Consider the following 15151-nt stretch of genomic DNA (forward strand, 5'->3'; position numbering starts at 1 on the left):
CAGTCTAGTAGACGGCCGTCGGCCGCACGGCAACGGCCGCGTGACGTGACACATCACGGCGGCTCTCCTAAGGTCCCCGGCGCGCCCCCGGGGTCGGGCTTGCCTGACCACCGGACATGTCCCCCCGCTCCCCTGACCCGTGGACATGTCCCCGGCTACCATGGCCTCATGACGTCCGGTCAACGGCTGCGGCAGATCGCCAACATGCTCAATGGCACCACCCTCCTGGGGCTGGTGCTGGCGGTCTGTGCCGGGACGAACGTCGGCAGGGGTCCGCGTGGGCTGCTGATCGCGAGCCACTACCGCTGGCGGCTGCCCTTTGCCGGGGCCTTCACGGTGGGCAACGTGATCCTCTTCCGTGCCGGCCCGGAAGCCGCCCGCGCCAATCCGGCACTGCTCGGACACGAGGAGCGCCACAGCACCCAGTACGCCTGGTGCCTGGGGCTTCCCTTCCTTCCCCTGTACTTCATCGCCGCGGGCTGGTCGCTCTGGCGGACGGGCAACCCGGGCAGCGCGAACTTCTTCGAGCGCCACGCCGGGCTGGAAGCAGGCGGCTATCCCGCGCGAGCGCCCCGGCGACCGATCCGCGAACAAACCGCACACGGGCGTGACTGCCCCCGAGCGATACGAGGCCTGACATGACACACAACCCCAGAAGCATTTCGGTCACCGGAACCGGCAGCGCGGAGGCGGTGCCTGACCTCCTGACGTTGTCAGTTGGCGTCGAATGCCGCCGGGCTACCGTGGCCGAGGCCTACGGCGACGCCGGAACACGCTCGGCCGCCATCACGTCGGCGCTCCGGCAGCACGGGGTGGACGGCCCCGACATGTCCACCTCCGGGCTGAACGTCCGCGCCGAAGTGAACTGGCAGGAGGGCCGCGGACAGACCGTCACCGGCTATCTGGCCTCAAGCACGCTCACCATCAGGATCCGAACGCTGTCCGCATCCTCGGAGGTCATCGCCGCGGCCGTTGCCGCCGGCGGAGACGACGTCCGGCTGAACGGCCTGACGCTCGGCTTCGCGGATTCCGCCGGCGTCGAGGTCCGGGCGCGGGAGGCTGCCTGGCAGGATGCCCGCACCACAGCCGCGCACTACGCCGACCTCTCCGGGACAGGCCTGGGCAGGGTTCTTTCCCTCACCCAGCACACCGGGTTCCAGCCGCCGGTCCCGGTCGCGAAGATGCAGCGCGCGGTGTCGGCGGAAGCTCTCACCGTTGAGGCCGGTGAGTCGAGCGTCACCGCCACGGTCGGCGTCGTCTGGGAACTGCTCGACTGAGTCATCCTGTCGACGCTTGAGCCGCTGGCGGCCTGCCTGGCGCTCGGCCCGCTAGTGCGTTGCGCCGGCAGCGATCTTGAGATCCGTCGTCGTCGCGAGCGCGGTGCGGACGACGACGGCGAGCGCCGCCGCCATCTGGTGCGCCGGCAGCGACGGCGTGCTGCTCCCGGCCGGAAGTTGGCTGTCCTCGTAGGGGACGTGGACGAAGCCTCCCCTGGTGCCCGGCCGCAGCCTCAGTGCGTGCATGAGCGCATAGAAGGTGTGGTTGCACACATAGGTCCCCGCGCTTTGCGACACTTCCGCCGGGATCTGTTCTGCGGCCAGGGCCGCGAGCGCCGCCTTGACCGGCAGGGACGTGAAATAGGCTGCCGGTCCGCCGCTGACCACGGGTTCGTCCACGGGCCGGTTGCCGGCGTTGTCCGGGATCCGGGCGTCGTCACAGTTGATGGCCACGCGCTCCAGGGAGATACGTGCCCTGCCGCCGGCCTGGCCGGTGCACAGCACGAGTTCCGGCCGGAAGCGCTCCAGAGCCTCCTCCAGCACCGTCGCCGATGTCCCGAAGACGCAGGGAAGTTCCACGGCCCGGACGTCGAGTCCTTCCGACCGGAGCAACCGCGCCGCCGAACGGGCCGCGGCCCAGGACGGGTTGGTTGTTTCGCCACCGAAGGGCTCGAATCCGGTCAGGAGAATCATCGCCCCAGCCTAACAACGCGCCACCACGATGCGGCCCAACGATTCGCTCCGGCAGATCGCCCCCACACTGCGCTCGGCGGCGCTTGTCGCGGCGAAAGGCGGCATGGCCGGCGTCGTACCTTCCAGTGAGGCACCCCGGGATCCGGGGGAACACGACATGATCCAGCCGGCAGCCTAAGCAGTCCTTCGTCGCGTAATCCAGGCTCGGCCTGTTGGACAGTCTCCGTACAGCGGATCCTGCATCAGATGCAGCACACGGGGCAGGTATGGCTCCGATCTCACGGGTGCGCCTGCGTCGGCAAGGTGAGTATTTCGGCTCCGTCGCTGGTGATGGCGATCGTATGCTCACTGTGTGCTGTCCGGCAGCCTGTCGCACTTCGGAGCGTCCACCCGTCGGCGTCGGTGGTGAGTTCAGCGGTGTCGGCCATGACCCACGGCTCGAGTGCGAGCAGCAAACCGGGGCGCAGTTTGTATCCGCGGCCCGGCCGTCCGGTGTTAGGAACGTGCGGGTCCTGGTGCATCGTCGATCCGATGCCATGACCGCCAAACTCGGTGTTGATCGGGTATCCCGCCTCGCTGAGGACCGAGCCGATGGCATGGGAGATGTCGCCGATGCGAGCCCCGGGTCGGGCAGCGGCTATCCCTGCGTTCAATGCGCGCTCGGTCGCGCTGATCATTGCGACGCTCTCCGGGGGCCTTGAGTCGCCCACGATGAAGCTGATGGCAGAGTCCGCAGCGACTCCTCGTTTGGAGACGGCGAGGTCGAGTGTCAGCAGGTCGCCGTCGGCGAGCGCGTAGTCGTACGGGAGTCCGTGGAGCACGGCGTCGTTGACGGCCGTGCAGATGTAGTGTCCGAACGGCCCGCGCCCGAAGGATGGCTCGTAGTCGACGTAACAGGACTGCGCTCCAGCGTCGACGATCATGCTCCGGGCCCACCGGTCGAGGTCCAGGAGGTTCGCGCCGACTGTGCTTCGGCTCTTCAGCGTCTGCAGGATGTCGGCGACAAGGGCGCCTGTTTCTTTTGCTCGGGCCAGTTCGGCGGGGTTCAGGATCTCGATCATGCGGCGCCTTTCTCACGCATCCAATAACTATACCGGCCATATTATCCCGGTATAATCGGAGCCATGGTCAGGTTGCCGCTTACATTCGAAGAGGTCGAGCGCGGACAGCGCCTCGGCGCCCTGTTGCGTCGCGCCAGGGGAGGGCGATCGATGCTCGACGTCGCGCTCGATGCACGTGTCTCACCGGAGACCCTCCGGAAGATCGAGACGGGCCGTGTCGCGACCCCCGCCTTCCCGACTATCGCTGCGATCGCCGAGGTCCTGGGACTTTCCCTCGATGCGGTGTGGGCCGAGGTTAACCAGCCCAAACGTGGTGCTGAGCCGATCAGCTCCGATCACGACGCACGCGAGCGGCTGGCCTCGTAAGTCTCAATCCCGCAGCTGCGTTGCAGGCGTCCACGAGAAGCGTCTGGGGGTCAGCCGCCAAGACAGCGAATCTCATCCGCATGGCCCGACGGCATTCTTGACATTGAGTCGAACATATATTCGAATGGTGGCATGAGATGGGATGCACAAGCACTGAAGCGCGGCAGCTCCGGAAGCGACGTCTCGACGGAAGACCCGTCCACCACGACGGATTCTGCCAATATCAGGTCCGGCACTCCACTGTCCCCCGATGCCCTGTTGCCCCTGGCCGGACTGGTTCGGTCCGTCTCCACCCCGGAGTTTGCCGGGATCACTTTCCATGAGGTCACCGCCAAATCGGTGCTCAACAAGGTGGTCGCCGGTTCTCGGATGCCGTTCGACTGGACCATCAACCCGTACCGCGGCTGCAGCCATGCCTGCGTCTACTGCTTTGCCCGCAAGAGCCACACGTACCTGGACTTCGACGCCGGCCTGGACTTTGACAGCCAGGTGGTGGTCAAGATCAATGCTGCCGAGGTCCTGCGCGGGGAACTGGCCAAGCCCTCCTGGCGGCACGAGCACGTGGCCCTCGGCACCAACACGGACCCCTATCAGCGCGCCGAGGGCCGCTACCAGCTCATGCCCGGCATCATTGGCGCCCTCGCCGACTCCGGCACGCCCCTGTCCATCCTCACTAAAGGCACGCTCCTGGCCCGGGACATCCCGCTGCTGAAGCATGCCGCGGCCCAGGTGCCGGTCGGGGTGGGCATCTCGCTGGCCATGACCAACGAGCACCTGTCCGAGGCCGTGGAGCCCGGTACACCGGGTCCGCGGGCACGGCTGAAGCTCATTTCCCGGCTCAGGGAAGCAGGCCTGCCCTGCGGCGTCATGGCCATGCCGATCCTGCCGTGGCTTTCCGACGGTGACGACGCCCTCAACTCCCTCTTCGCGGCCCTGGCAGCGGCCGGCGCCACGGGGGTCACGGCCGGCGCGCTGTACCTGAAGCCGGGGACGCGTGAGTGGTTCATGCAGTGGATTGCCCGCGAACATCCGCACCTGGCGGGCAAGTACCGCCGGTTGTACGGCAGCGGGTCCTATGCCTCAAAGGAATACCGGGCGTGGCTGGCCGGTCGCATCCGCTATTTCAAGGACCTGCACGGCTTTTCCGGTTCGCAGGGCTTCAGCCACAGGGACCTCAGCGGCAACGCGGACCTCAGCGATGATGCCCGGGAAGAGGAAGCCCAGTACCCGGCTGGAAGCATCCCGGACACATCCCGGTACGCCACTACCCGGCACCCCGGCACGGTGCATGCCGGCCACCAGGCAGCGCAGCCGACGTTGTTCTGAAACGCGCCAGCTCCCTGACGTCAGAGCTCCTTGACCGCACCGAGCACCTTGGACAGCGAATCCTTGGCATCCCCGAACAGGAGCGTGGTTTTGGGGTCGTGCAGGAGATCGTTTTCGATGCCCGCGAAGCCCGGACGCATCGACCGCTTCAGGAAGACCACCTGCTGGGCCTGCACCACGTCCAGGATCGGCATCCCGTAGATCGGCGAACCAGGTGAAGACTTGGCCGCCGGGTTGACGACGTCGTTGGCGCCGACCACCAGCACGATGTCCGTGTTGGCGAACTCGGGATTTATTTCCGCCAGCTCCCGCAGGGACTCATACGGCACATCGGCCTCGGCCAGGAGCACGTTCATGTGGCCCGGCATGCGTCCCGCCACGGGATGTATGGCGAACACCACATCAATGCCGCGGTCGGCCAAAGCTGTGGCGAGCTCCGCCACGGTGTGCTGGCCTTGTGCCACGGCGAGCCCGTACCCGGGAACGATCACCACGCGCTGGGCATAGCCGAGCTGGACGGCTACGTCTTCCGGGGAGGATGAGCGTACGGGCCGGTCACTCACGGCGGTGGAACCCGCCGTCGAGCCGCCCTTGAAGGCGCCGAACATGATTCCGGTGACTCCGCGCCCCATGGCAGAGGCCATGACCTTGGTCAGGATGGTGCCGCTCGCGCCGACCAGAGTTCCGGCGACGAGCAGCAGGACGTTGCCCAGGACGACGCCGGACGCGGCCACCGCCAGGCCCGTGAAGGCATTCAGCAGCGAGATCACGATCGGCACATCCGCCCCGCCCACCGGCAACACGAGCAGCAGACCTGCCGCGAGCCCCAGGCCCAGCAGCGCCAGCGACCAGCCGACGGACCCGCTCAGGACGACCAGTGCCCCGGAGACGACCGCCCCGAGCATGACGGCCCCCATCACCCAGGGCATCCCGGGAAACAGCAGCGGACGGGTGCTGATGAGTTCCTGCAGCTTGCCCACGGTCACCGCGGAGCCCGCGAAGGACACGGCGCCCACGAGCATGGTGAAGACGACCGCCAGGCGCACCCACGGATCCTCGCTGTGGCTCAGTTCGAGTGCGGCGACCAGCGCTGCGGCGCCGCCGCCGACGCCGTTGAACAGTGCCACCAGTTGGGGCATCTGCGTCATGTGCACCCGCCGGGCCACGGGGACGGCTATCGCGGAGCCGACGGCGATGGCGGCCAGGATGAGCGGAATATTCTCCAGCCGGGCAGAGAAGAACACCGTGATGACCGCGACGAGCGCCCCGGCCGCACCGATGGCGTTGCCGCGGCGGGCGGTTTTTGGCGAGCTCAGGCCCTTTAGCGCCAGGATGAAGCAGACGGCGGCCACCAGATACAGCAGGGCTGTCCATTCCGGGGTCAGGAGGCTCATCTCGCCTCCCCTGCGCCGCCGCCGGAGGTGCCGTCACCGGTGTGTCCTTCGGCCGCCGTTCCGCCGGCTTTGGCGGTGCCGGTTCCTGAGGGCTTCTGCGCCGATTTGTGCAGGGGCTTGTGCACGCTGAACATCTCCAGCATCCGGTCCGTGACCACAAAGCCACCTACCAGGTTCACGGTCGCCAGGACCACTGCCAGGAGCGCGATGCCGAGCACCCAGGGGTCGCCGGCTTGTCCGGCCACGATGATGGCGCCGACGAGGATGATCCCGTGGATGGCATTGGCGCCGGACATGAGCGGTGTATGCAGCTTGCTGGTCACCTTGGACACGACTTCGAAGCCGACGAATACGGCAAGCACCACGACTGTCAGCAGCGCAACGGGGCCCATCAGATGTCCTCTCCCAGGGCTGCGGCGGTGGCGGAATGCCGTACGGCGCCGCCGTGGGTCAGGCATGTTCCGGCGACCACGTCGTCGCCGAAGTCCGGGGCAACGGTGCCGCCGTCGGTCATGAGGGCGAGGAAGTTGCTGACGTTCCGGGCGAAGAGCCGGGACGCGTCCGACGGCATGGCGGACGCGGCGTCCTGCAGGCCCACGAGTGTGACAGATCCTCCCTCAACCGGCACCTGGATGTCCTGGCCGGCGATCACGCCTTCCACATTGCCGCCGGACTCCGCGGCGAGGTCGACGACGACGGACCCTGCCCGCATGCCGGCCACCATGTCGGTGGTTACCAGCAAGGGAGCGGCCCGGCCCGGGATGGCCGCCGTCGTGATCAGGATGTCCGTGGCCGCGACGTGCGGGGCCAGCAGGCTGCGCTGGCGTTGCGCCCGGTCCTCGCCGAGGGCGCGGGCGTAGCCGCCGGTTCCTTCCGCCGCCGCGTCGAGGTCCAGATTGATGAACGTGCCGCCCATCGAGGCGACCTCGTCGGCGGAGGCGGCGCGGATGTCGTTGGCCGAAACGCGGGCGCCCAGCCGCTTCGCGGTGCCGATGGCCTGCAGGCCGGCGACGCCGGCTCCCAGGACCAGTACCCTCGCCGGGGGGATGGTTCCGGCGGCCGTCATGTAGAGCGGGAAGAACCGCGGATACCGCACGGCGGCTTCCAGCACGGCGCGGTACCCGGTGACAAGGGACTGCGAAGTGAGTGCGTCCATCGACTGGGCCCGGGAGATCCTCGGAAGCAGCTCCAGGGCGAAGGAGGTGATCCCGGCGGCGGCCAGCGCCCGGACGGTCGGCAACTCGGAGGCTGGCGACGCCAGGCCGACAGTGATGGCACCGGGCCGCAGCCGGGCCGCAGTCTCCGGCGCGAGCGGACGAACATGCAGCAGGACGTCCAGGGCCGCGAGCGGGAGCTCCGAGATCACCGTGGCGCCAGCCTCTTTGAACGCTGCGTCCGCGAACCCTGCCTCGGTTCCTGCGCCGCTCTCCACCACGAGTGTGAGCCCGAGGGCCGTCAGCTGCTGCACCGTTTCCGGCGTGGCCGCAACTCGGCGTTCTCCGGCGCGCTGTTCTCGTCCGACACCGACCTGCACGGGCTGCTCCTCTCGATTGCGTTCAGAGTAGGCACATGCCTGACCGTTTGGCGAGAGGCGGCCGGGCGTATGCCGGTCGGCGTGTCCGGGTCAGCGGATCAGTTCGGCTCCCCCGCCGCGCAGCCTGGCGGCATGGACGGCGGCCAGGAGCGCTTCGACGATCGGGAAGTCGGCCGGGATCCACGGCAGGCCCAGGACGTCCTCGGAATTGCGGAGGTCAAGCCAGCGCAGTTCGTCGTGGTCCTCCAGCGGCAGGGGCTCCCCGTCCTCGAGTTCGGCGAACCAGACCCGCATCGCAGCCTTCTCGTTGAGCGGCCAGCCCGCCGCGGTCGCCGCGGGCAGCTCGGCTCCGAGCCGTACCTGCACACCGAGTTCCTCCCGGAGCTCGCGGTGCAGGGCGTCTTCGGCTGCTTCGCCCGGCTCCACTTTTCCGCCCGGGAACTCCCACATACCGGCAAACTGCGGTGGCGCCGTGCGCCGCGCTACAAGGAGTTTGCCCGGTTCCGCCAGGGAGTCCACTACTGCGCCGCCGACGACGTTGATGAGTCCAGTCACGCTCCCCAGTCTAAGGCGGGCGCCAGGGATCGACGTCGGCGGCCGGCGTCGCGGGGGGCGTCACAGCTGGGAATGGGTAAGGGACAATGGTGAAGGCGTTGCCGGGCAGCCTGCGGAATATTCGGCGCGCGCTCTCAGTTCTATAAAGCATATTTATCTGGCCGACTCTTCCCGGCATCTCCCGGAAATCACCCGAAAAGACGAATGACAACCACCACACAAGCTCCGGCGTCGTCCAAGACCGGCACCCGTCACCTTGCCCTCGCCATCATTGCCCTCGCCATGGGCGGGTTCGGGATCGGCACCACAGAATTCACCATGATGGGCCTGCTCAAGGAGATTGAGCAGGGCCTGAACATCAGCACGCCCGAGGCCGGCCACCTCATCTCCGCCTACGCCCTCGGCGTCGTCGTCGGTGCGCCCGTGCTGGCCGCCGTCGGAGCCAAACTGCCGCGCAAGCATCTGGCCCTGGGGCTCATGCTCTTCTTCAGCATCGCCAACCTCAGTTCCTTCCTCGCCCCTGACTACGGCTCCATGCTGGTGTCGCGGTTCGCGGCGGGGCTGCCGCACGGCGCCTTCTTCGGCGTCGCGGCCGTGATTGCCGCGTCCCTCGTGGCGCCGACCAAGCGGGGCTGGGCCATTTCGATGGTTATGGCCGGGCTGACTGTATCCAACGTCATCGGCGTTCCCTTCGCTACCTGGCTGGGCCAGAGCTACGGGTGGAGGCTGCTGTTCCTGCTGGTCGGCCTGATCGGCATCATCACGCTCGCCATGTTGTGGAAGTTCGTTCCGTTCCAGAAGCCGCACGCCGATGCCAGCTTCCGCCGCGAGCTCGGGGCACTCAAGCGGCTCCAGGTGTGGCTCGCCATCCTGGTCGGCATCGTCGGCTTCGGCGGCTTCTTCGCGACCTACACCTACATTTCGCACACCATGACATCCGTGGCCGGCGTCCCGGCGCCGTGGCTGCCGCTCGTCGTGGCGCTGTACGGAGTGGGCATGGTGGCAGGCAACATCGTTGGCGGCCGGATCGCCGATAAGTCCGTCATGGGGACGATCTACTGGGTGCTGCCGGCGACAGCCGTGGCCCTCGTGGTCTATGCCGTTGCGGCCCATTGGGCATGGTCGGCGCTGATCATGGTGTTCGTGGTCGGTGCCGCCGGGTCCATGCTGGTTCCCGCCTTGCAGACCAGGCTCCTGGATGCATCGCCTGATGCCCCGTCGCTGGCCTCATCCCTCAACCATGCGGCGCTCAACGTCGCCAACGCCTTGGGCGCCTTTCTCGGCGGACTCGTGATCGCCTGGGGCTGGGGTTACGTCGCCCCCGCGCTCGTGGGTGCCGTCCTGGCCATCCTGGGCCTCGGGGTCGCCGCCATCAGCGGCGCCGTGGAACGCCGGCGGCCGCTGGCCTCGTAGCCGCTGACCCGCCGCCCACGAAGAACGGCAGCCCGATCCAGTGATGTACTGGACCGGGCTGCCGTTCTTGTTTGCTGACTTCTAGCTGCGCTGTCTTCTACGGCGCTGCCTTTTACTGCCCTGCCTTTTACTGCGCTGCCGTCGACGGCGGCCACCGGTTAGGACGCACTGACCCGCTGCACATCCGGCTCCAGGTAGATGACCCGGGCGATCGGGACGGCCTCGCGGATCCGGGCCTCTGCGGCGTCAATCGCCTTCGCAATGTCCTGGCCGGAGTCCGTGCGGCCGATGCTGATCTTCGCCGCCACCAGCAGTTCCTCGGGGCCTAGGTGCATCGTCTTGAGGTGAATGATGCCGGTGCCGCCAGCTTCGATCGCGCTGCGGATCTTGGCAACGTCGTCCCGGGTGGCCGACTCGCCCAGGAGCAGGGACTTTGTTTCCATGGCCAGCACGACGGCGATCCCCACGAGCAGGAGGCCGATCATGGCGGTGCCCAGGGCGTCCCAGATGCCGTTCCCGGTGATGAGTGTCAGGCTTACGCCGAAGAGCGCGAAGACGAGGCCCACGAGGGCGCCGAAATCTTCGAGCAGGATCACGGGGAGTTCCGGCTGCTTGGCGTTGCGGATGAACTTGACCCAGCTCTGCTTCCCGCGGAGGGGGTTGGATTCGGCGATCGCCGTCCGGAACGAGAAGGATTCGGCAATGATCGCGCCCACCAGCACAGCCAGCGGCACCCACCAGAAGTCACCTTCGATGCCATGCGGGTGCTGGATCTTTCCCCACGCCTCGTAGAGCGCAAAGAGACCGCCGACGCTGAACAGCACAATCGAGACGATGAAGGCGTAGATGTAGCGCTCACGGCCGTAGCCAAAGGGGTGTTCCTGGCTGGCTTCCCGCTCCGCGCGCTTGCCGCCGACCAGCAGCAGCAACTGGTTGCCGGAGTCTGCGAGCGAGTGAATGGCTTCGGCCAGCATGGATGACGACAGCGTCAAAAAATAGGCGACGAACTTCAAAACGGCGATGGTCAGGTTGGCAGCCAGCGCCGCAATTATCGCCTTGGTACCGCCATTTGCAGCCACGTGAGCTTCTCCTTAACGGGGTTCTTCCGGGGTGTAAGCGGACACCGGAAGAACCCGGCGCCCGCAAGGAATACGCTACCTGTTTCCGGGCGGCCTCCGAACCGCGGCAGGGCCGATACCGCCACGTAACGATTGGGCACTTCCCTGCTGACAAGTAATCCGGCCTATGTTAGCTTGAAGCCATATTCGGGATTCACAATTTGGATACCGACGAATATGTAGGAGGAGACATGGGCTTTCTTGGCTGGATCATTCTCGGACTCATAGTAGGTGCAATCGTCAAGGCAGTCATGCCCGGCAGGGTCGGCGGCGGCTGGGTTACCAGCCTCGTGCTCGGCGTCGTCGGAGCCATTGTCGGTGGCTGGATCGGCGACCTTCTGTTTGGCGGCGGCAAGATGGAATTTTGGAATCTCGGTTCCTGGCTCCTGGCCATCGTCGGCGGCTTGGTGGTTGCCCTCGCCTACGGCGCCATTACAGGACGCAACAAGACCACATCATAATTCTGTACGGCTGACCTCACGCTTCGAGTGAGGCCCTAGGCACACTTCGACAGAACAGTACGACGGCGGAGCCCACCTTTGGCGGGCCCCGCCTTTTTTCTGCGCCTGCATCCGCCGGGATGCCTTTTCGGGCAGCCGGGTCTCTAGGGCACCTGCTGGGACCGGGCGCTGGCGTAGAGGCAGACGGTGGCCGCGGTGCCGAGGTTGAGGCTCTCCGCCTGCCCATAGACCGGCACGGCCACCCGGTGGTCGGCCAGCGCAATCTCGTCCTCGGACAGGCCCTGGGCTTCGTTGCCAAAAAGCCAGGCGGTGGGCTGTTCCAGCGCGTAGACCGATCCCGCGGCGGACGCGCCCAGCCGGCGGGCCGCATTCTCGTCCTGGAGACGGTCCAGGTTCAGCTGGCCGTAGCCATCGGCGGCGAGGACGCCGATCCCCCGTTCCTTGCAGCGGGCCACGATGTCAGCCGCATCGGCGCCAAGGACGATCGGCAGGTGGAAGAGGGATCCCGCCGTCGAACGGACCGCTTTGGGGTTGTAGATGTCCACGCTGGATCCGGTCAGGACCACCGCGTCCGCGCCGGCAGCGTCGGCGGCGCGCAGGACGGTTCCGGCGTTGCCGGGGTCGCGGACCTGGCAAAGGACGGCGATCAGCCGCGGCCCGGCGTCCAGCACCTCATCGAGGCCAACGTCCAGGAAACCGCAGACCGCGAGAACGCCCTGCGGGGTGACCGTGTCCGCCATCGCGGCGAGCACTTCGTCGGTGGCGAGGTAGGCGGTGGTGCCCTCCGCGAGTGTCTCCAGATCCGGATGCCGGTCCAGGCACGACTCGCTCGCGTAGACCTCATAGACGATGCCGGGTTGCCCCGCGGCGAGCCTCTTTTGGTGTAGGACGAGGGCTTCCCGGACCGCCTGCGGCCCCTCCGCCAGGAACTCGCGTCGCTTTAAACGGGCCGGGCGCCCGGCAAGTTGTGCCACCTTCCTCACCCGATCAGCTCGGGGGTTGGAAAGTGGAAGATCTTGCGGGCGCCCGGATTCGTTCATATAAGAACCTTAGTTGCTCTCGCAGCCGGTTCTTGAACGCTGCAGTTTTTCAACTGCTGCGGGAACTACTTTGCAGCCTCGTCGGCGGCCTTCTTGGCAGCAGGCTTCTTCGCGGGAGCCTTCTTGGCGGCCTTCGGAGCCGGAGCGGCCTCAGCCTGGACAGCCGGAGCTGACGTGTCGGCGGGCAGCGCGTCCTTGGCGACCTTGACCAGCGCGGCGAAGGCGTTGGCGTCGGAAACGGCGAGCTCGGCCAGCATGCGGCGGTCAACCTCAACCTCAGCGGCCTTCAGGCCCTGGATCAGGCGGTTGTAGGTCAGGCCGTTGGCGCGGGATGCAGCGTTGATGCGCTGGATCCAAAGACGGCGGAAGTCGCCCTTCTTCTTCTTGCGGTCGCCGTAGCTGTACACAAACGAGTGCAGCAGCTGCTCTTTGGCCTTGCGGTACAGGCGTGAGCGCTGTCCGCGGTAGCCCTTTGCGCGTTCGAGGATAACCCGGCGTTTCTTGTGGGCATTTACAGCCCTCTTCACACGTGCCACGTGCGTACTCCTTCAGAATTCTGATCCCAAGCGTCTACTGCCGGAAAAGTCCGGCTGGCCTGAGAAGCCTTTTTGGTAGTTGATTGCCGCCAGGTGGCCGGCAATCAGAGAACTTGGAACTTAGATGCCGAGCATCTTCCGGATGACCTTGGCGTCGCCCTTGAAGACGATCTTGTCGCCGGCAAGGCGACGGGTCAGCCGTGAGGACTTGTGCTCGAGGTAGTGACGGCGGTTGGCCTGCTGACGGCGCAGCTTGCCGCTACCGGTCAGCTTGAAGCGCTTCTTAGCACCGCTGTGGGTCTTCATCTTCGGCATGGGAACCGATCTCCTTACGTATCCGCAGAAAAGTCTGCAGCTCTTTCGTGCAGCCGCCCCTGCGGGCGGCATGCTGGTTGCTTGCTGCCGGACATTGCTGTCCGGCAGCCGTGAACTAGTTGGTCTTCTTGCTGCCGGGCTTGGCGGCAGCCCGGGGGGCGGCCGGCCGTGCGGCGGGCTTCGGAGCTGCAGGCCTCGGAACCGGCTTCGGAGCAGCGACCGGCTTCGGTGCTGCTGCCGGAGCGGCCGGAGCGGATTCCGCAGCCTTCTCCTCCGGAGCCTTAGCCACGGGGGCCTTAGCCACGGGAGCCGGGGCCGGAGCGGCCTTCGGAGCCTCGGGAGCCTTGGCTGCTGCGGGCTTCTCGGCCGCCTTCGGAGCCTCGGGAGCCTTGGCTGCTGCCGGCTTCTCGGCTGCCTTGGGAGCAGCTTCCTTCGGGGCTTCCTGGGCCGGAGCCTCCTCGGCCTTGGCTTCCTCGACCGGGGCGTGCGTGGCTGCCGCCGTTTCAGCCGTGGTCTCTTCGACCTTGGCTTCTTCGACCGCGGGAGCCTCCGTTGCAGGAGCCTCCGTCGCTACGACGTAGCCTTCGGGCAGGAGGTCAGACAGCGTCTGCGTGAGCGGGGCGTTGCCGCCGGAGACGTCGACGCGGCCCGATGCCTTGGCTTCGTTCTCAGCCTTGGCTTCCGCACGCTGCGTTGCGCGGCGGGCCTCTGCCTTGGCTTCAGCCTTATTCTTCAGCGGGCCCACCACCATGACCATGTTGCGGCCATCGATCCGGGGGCTGGACTCCACAACGCCAACTTCGGCGACGTCGTCCGCGAAACGCTGGAGCAGGCGGATGCCCATCTCGGGACGCTGCTGCTCACGGCCGCGGAACTGGATCATGGCCTTGACCTTGTCACCAGCGCCGAGGAAGCGGAGCGCGTGGCCGCGCTTCGTCTCGTAGTCGTGGGTGTCAATCTTCAGGCGGAAGCGGATTTCCTTCAGGACCGTGTTGGTCTGGTTCTTCCGGGCCTCGCGCGCCTTGACAGCGGCCTCGTACTTGTACTTGCCGAAGTCCATCAGCTTGCACACCGGAGGCTTGGCCTGCGGTGCAACTTCAACGAGATCAAGATCGGACTCGGCAGCCAAACGCAGGGCATCCTCAATACGGACAATTCCTACCTGTTCGCCTGCAGGGCCGACCAGCCGCACCTCGGGGACGCGGATACGCTCATTGATTCTTGGCTCGCTAATGTTAAAGCTCCTGTGTTCGTGAGGGGTATTCCACCGGCAAAAAGAGAAGGCCCCCAATTGCCGGAGCAATCGAAGGCCTCAAGATCGGAACTGCCGCCCTCAATGAGGCGGCATGCACTTTCGCCGGACCGGAGTCCGAGGTTGTGCCCGACCAGGTACCCGGCAACCTTGACTCCCGTGAGGGAGGGGCTTCCCGAAGGAAGTTTCGCGGCTGACGCGGGTGGGAGAGAACTCCGCTTGCAAACTAAAAGCCAATTCTACAGAAAGATACCCGCTCAACGCACGTATGCGTCGCCGGGCACCGCCTACACCGGGAAGCACCAGTCAAAAACAGGCACCACAGGTAAGAAGCACTGCAGAATAACGACATTCAGTCGGTCTGTGACAAGCTTACCAGCATGAGCACTTCAGACAGTAATTCCCATGTCTTCGAGCCCGCAGCCGCACAGGCCGACGTCTCGCAGCAGATTCGCGACATCTCGGAAGTCCCCGCGATCGAGGTCATCACCACGGCCGCCGTGCACCTGATGAGTGCCGCCGCAGTGAAGCTGGGCCTCGCCGCCGAGGAAAATGCCCAGGAACTCAAGGACCTGGACGAGGCCCGCAAACTCATCACCGCCCTCGCCGGCCTGGTGACGTCCGCGGCACCGGAAATCGGCTCACAGCACGCCGGGCCGTTGCGCGACGGACTGCGTTCGCTGCAGTTGGCCTTCCGCGAGGAATCGATCATCCCCGACGCTCCGGGCAAGGGCCCGGGCGAGAAGTACACCGGCCCCGTCAACTAGTCACAGTCAACTAGTCACGGCCAACTAGCCACGGCCACCTCAG

At 66.5% G+C, this 15151-nt stretch carries 18 protein-coding genes; 7 read left to right on the top strand and 11 right to left on the bottom strand.

Going from position 1 to position 15151, the window contains the following annotated elements:
- The first annotated feature begins 168 nt into the window (after positions 1 to 168).
- A complete protein-coding gene (locus tag ACVWZ7_RS04150; protein ID WP_456507071.1) occupies positions 169 to 642 on the top strand; it encodes a hypothetical protein in 474 nt (157 codons plus the stop codon).
- Complete coding sequence (locus ACVWZ7_RS04155; protein WP_456507072.1) at positions 639 to 1277, top strand: SIMPL domain-containing protein; 639 nt, start codon at positions 639 to 641, stop codon at positions 1275 to 1277. Before ACVWZ7_RS04150 ends, ACVWZ7_RS04155 begins: the two co-directional genes overlap by 4 nt.
- A gap of 51 nt (positions 1278 to 1328) precedes the next feature.
- Here ACVWZ7_RS04155 and pcp read toward each other — a convergent pair whose 3' ends face one another.
- Both pcp and map read right to left on the bottom strand, forming a co-directional pair.
- Entirely contained in the window at positions 1329 to 1970 is a 642-nt protein-coding gene (pcp, locus tag ACVWZ7_RS04160) for a pyroglutamyl-peptidase I (RefSeq protein WP_456507073.1), read from the bottom strand.
- A 278-nt stretch (positions 1971 to 2248) separates the two neighbouring features.
- A complete protein-coding gene (gene map / locus ACVWZ7_RS04165) occupies positions 2249 to 3031 on the bottom strand; it encodes a type I methionyl aminopeptidase (protein WP_456507074.1) in 783 nt (260 codons plus the stop codon).
- 63 nt (positions 3032 to 3094) lie between these two features.
- On the opposite strand from map, the gene ACVWZ7_RS04170 reads away from it, so the two are divergent.
- On the top strand, positions 3095 to 3397 hold the full coding sequence (locus ACVWZ7_RS04170) for a helix-turn-helix domain-containing protein (protein WP_456507075.1): 303 nt from the start codon (positions 3095 to 3097) through the stop codon (positions 3395 to 3397).
- 132 nt (positions 3398 to 3529) lie between these two features.
- The gene (locus ACVWZ7_RS04175) at positions 3530 to 4723 is read left to right on the top strand and encodes an Rv2578c family radical SAM protein (protein ID WP_456507076.1); all 1194 of its coding nucleotides are present in this window, start codon (positions 3530 to 3532) and stop codon (positions 4721 to 4723) included.
- A 20-nt stretch (positions 4724 to 4743) separates the two neighbouring features.
- Here the strand turns inward: ACVWZ7_RS04175 and ACVWZ7_RS04180 are convergent, their stop codons facing one another.
- The 4 genes from ACVWZ7_RS04180 to ACVWZ7_RS04195 form a co-directional block, all read right to left on the bottom strand.
- The gene (locus ACVWZ7_RS04180; RefSeq protein ID WP_456507077.1) at positions 4744 to 6117 is read right to left on the bottom strand and encodes an NAD(P)(+) transhydrogenase (Re/Si-specific) subunit beta; all 1374 of its coding nucleotides are present in this window, start codon (positions 6115 to 6117) and stop codon (positions 4744 to 4746) included.
- On the bottom strand, positions 6114 to 6509 hold the full coding sequence (locus ACVWZ7_RS04185; protein WP_456507078.1) for an NAD(P) transhydrogenase subunit alpha: 396 nt from the start codon (positions 6507 to 6509) through the stop codon (positions 6114 to 6116). Before ACVWZ7_RS04185 ends, ACVWZ7_RS04180 begins: the two co-directional genes overlap by 4 nt.
- Complete coding sequence (locus ACVWZ7_RS04190) at positions 6509 to 7651, bottom strand: Re/Si-specific NAD(P)(+) transhydrogenase subunit alpha (RefSeq protein ID WP_456507079.1); 1143 nt, start codon at positions 7649 to 7651, stop codon at positions 6509 to 6511. Before ACVWZ7_RS04190 ends, ACVWZ7_RS04185 begins: the two co-directional genes overlap by 1 nt.
- 90 nt (positions 7652 to 7741) lie before the next feature.
- Positions 7742 to 8206 carry a (deoxy)nucleoside triphosphate pyrophosphohydrolase gene (locus tag ACVWZ7_RS04195; RefSeq protein WP_344362417.1) on the bottom strand — a complete coding sequence of 155 codons (465 nt, stop codon included), beginning with the start codon at positions 8204 to 8206 and terminating at the stop codon, positions 7742 to 7744.
- A gap of 204 nt (positions 8207 to 8410) precedes the next feature.
- Here ACVWZ7_RS04195 and ACVWZ7_RS04200 point away from each other — a divergent pair, with 204 nt between their 5' ends.
- On the top strand, positions 8411 to 9619 hold the full coding sequence (locus ACVWZ7_RS04200; RefSeq protein ID WP_116767801.1) for an MFS transporter: 1209 nt from the start codon (positions 8411 to 8413) through the stop codon (positions 9617 to 9619).
- Positions 9620 to 9777: 158 nt separating this feature from the next.
- Here ACVWZ7_RS04200 and ACVWZ7_RS04205 read toward each other — a convergent pair whose 3' ends face one another.
- Complete coding sequence (locus tag ACVWZ7_RS04205; RefSeq protein WP_116767803.1) at positions 9778 to 10698, bottom strand: cation diffusion facilitator family transporter; 921 nt, start codon at positions 10696 to 10698, stop codon at positions 9778 to 9780.
- Positions 10699 to 10928: 230 nt separating this feature from the next.
- Between ACVWZ7_RS04205 and ACVWZ7_RS04210 the strand changes: the two genes are divergently transcribed.
- The gene (locus tag ACVWZ7_RS04210) at positions 10929 to 11198 is read left to right on the top strand and encodes a GlsB/YeaQ/YmgE family stress response membrane protein (RefSeq protein ID WP_091249893.1); all 270 of its coding nucleotides are present in this window, start codon (positions 10929 to 10931) and stop codon (positions 11196 to 11198) included.
- A 143-nt stretch (positions 11199 to 11341) separates the two neighbouring features.
- On the opposite strand, the gene ACVWZ7_RS04215 is transcribed toward ACVWZ7_RS04210, so the two are convergent.
- The 4 genes from ACVWZ7_RS04215 to infC all read right to left on the bottom strand — a co-directional run bounded on the left by ACVWZ7_RS04215 (position 11342) and on the right by infC (position 14281).
- Positions 11342 to 12238, bottom strand: a complete 897-nt coding sequence (locus tag ACVWZ7_RS04215; RefSeq protein WP_344362423.1) for a TrmH family RNA methyltransferase — start codon at positions 12236 to 12238, stop codon at positions 11342 to 11344.
- A gap of 65 nt (positions 12239 to 12303) precedes the next feature.
- Positions 12304 to 12774 carry a 50S ribosomal protein L20 gene (rplT, locus tag ACVWZ7_RS04220; RefSeq protein WP_091249887.1) on the bottom strand — a complete coding sequence of 157 codons (471 nt, stop codon included), beginning with the start codon at positions 12772 to 12774 and terminating at the stop codon, positions 12304 to 12306.
- A 120-nt stretch (positions 12775 to 12894) separates the two neighbouring features.
- Positions 12895 to 13089, bottom strand: coding sequence for a 50S ribosomal protein L35 (gene rpmI / locus ACVWZ7_RS04225; RefSeq protein WP_009358635.1), 195 nt, complete (start codon positions 13087 to 13089; stop codon positions 12895 to 12897).
- A 115-nt stretch (positions 13090 to 13204) separates the two neighbouring features.
- The gene (gene infC, locus ACVWZ7_RS04230; RefSeq protein ID WP_237563488.1) at positions 13205 to 14281 is read right to left on the bottom strand and encodes a translation initiation factor IF-3; all 1077 of its coding nucleotides are present in this window, start codon (positions 14279 to 14281) and stop codon (positions 13205 to 13207) included.
- Positions 14282 to 14721: 440 nt separating this feature from the next.
- Here infC and ACVWZ7_RS04235 point away from each other — a divergent pair, with 440 nt between their 5' ends.
- Positions 14722 to 15108 carry a DUF1844 domain-containing protein gene (locus ACVWZ7_RS04235; protein ID WP_091249882.1) on the top strand — a complete coding sequence of 129 codons (387 nt, stop codon included), beginning with the start codon at positions 14722 to 14724 and terminating at the stop codon, positions 15106 to 15108.
- The last annotated feature ends 43 nt before the right edge of the window (positions 15109 to 15151 follow it).

Source organism: Arthrobacter sp. TE12232, from assembly GCF_054062615.1.

Coding starts and splice junctions, on each gene's coding strand:
- ACVWZ7_RS04180 (WP_456507077.1), bottom strand. CDS start 6,117: ATGAGCCTCCTGACCCCGGAATGGACAGCCCTGCTGTATCTGGTGGCC.
- pcp (WP_456507073.1), bottom strand. CDS start 1,970: ATGATTCTCCTGACCGGATTCGAGCCCTTCGGTGGCGAAACAACCAAC.
- map (WP_456507074.1), bottom strand. CDS start 3,031: ATGATCGAGATCCTGAACCCCGCCGAACTGGCCCGAGCAAAAGAAACA.
- ACVWZ7_RS04170 (WP_456507075.1), top strand. CDS start 3,095: ATGGTCAGGTTGCCGCTTACATTCGAAGAGGTCGAGCGCGGACAGCGC.
- ACVWZ7_RS04210 (WP_091249893.1), top strand. CDS start 10,929: ATGGGCTTTCTTGGCTGGATCATTCTCGGACTCATAGTAGGTGCAATC.
- rpmI (WP_009358635.1), bottom strand. CDS start 13,089: ATGCCGAAGATGAAGACCCACAGCGGTGCTAAGAAGCGCTTCAAGCTG.
- ACVWZ7_RS04200 (WP_116767801.1), top strand. CDS start 8,411: ATGACAACCACCACACAAGCTCCGGCGTCGTCCAAGACCGGCACCCGT.
- ACVWZ7_RS04185 (WP_456507078.1), bottom strand. CDS start 6,509: ATGGGCCCCGTTGCGCTGCTGACAGTCGTGGTGCTTGCCGTATTCGTC.
- ACVWZ7_RS04235 (WP_091249882.1), top strand. CDS start 14,722: ATGAGCACTTCAGACAGTAATTCCCATGTCTTCGAGCCCGCAGCCGCA.
- ACVWZ7_RS04175 (WP_456507076.1), top strand. CDS start 3,530: ATGAGATGGGATGCACAAGCACTGAAGCGCGGCAGCTCCGGAAGCGAC.
- ACVWZ7_RS04215 (WP_344362423.1), bottom strand. CDS start 12,238: ATGAACGAATCCGGGCGCCCGCAAGATCTTCCACTTTCCAACCCCCGA.
- ACVWZ7_RS04155 (WP_456507072.1), top strand. CDS start 639: ATGACACACAACCCCAGAAGCATTTCGGTCACCGGAACCGGCAGCGCG.
- ACVWZ7_RS04150 (WP_456507071.1), top strand. CDS start 169: ATGACGTCCGGTCAACGGCTGCGGCAGATCGCCAACATGCTCAATGGC.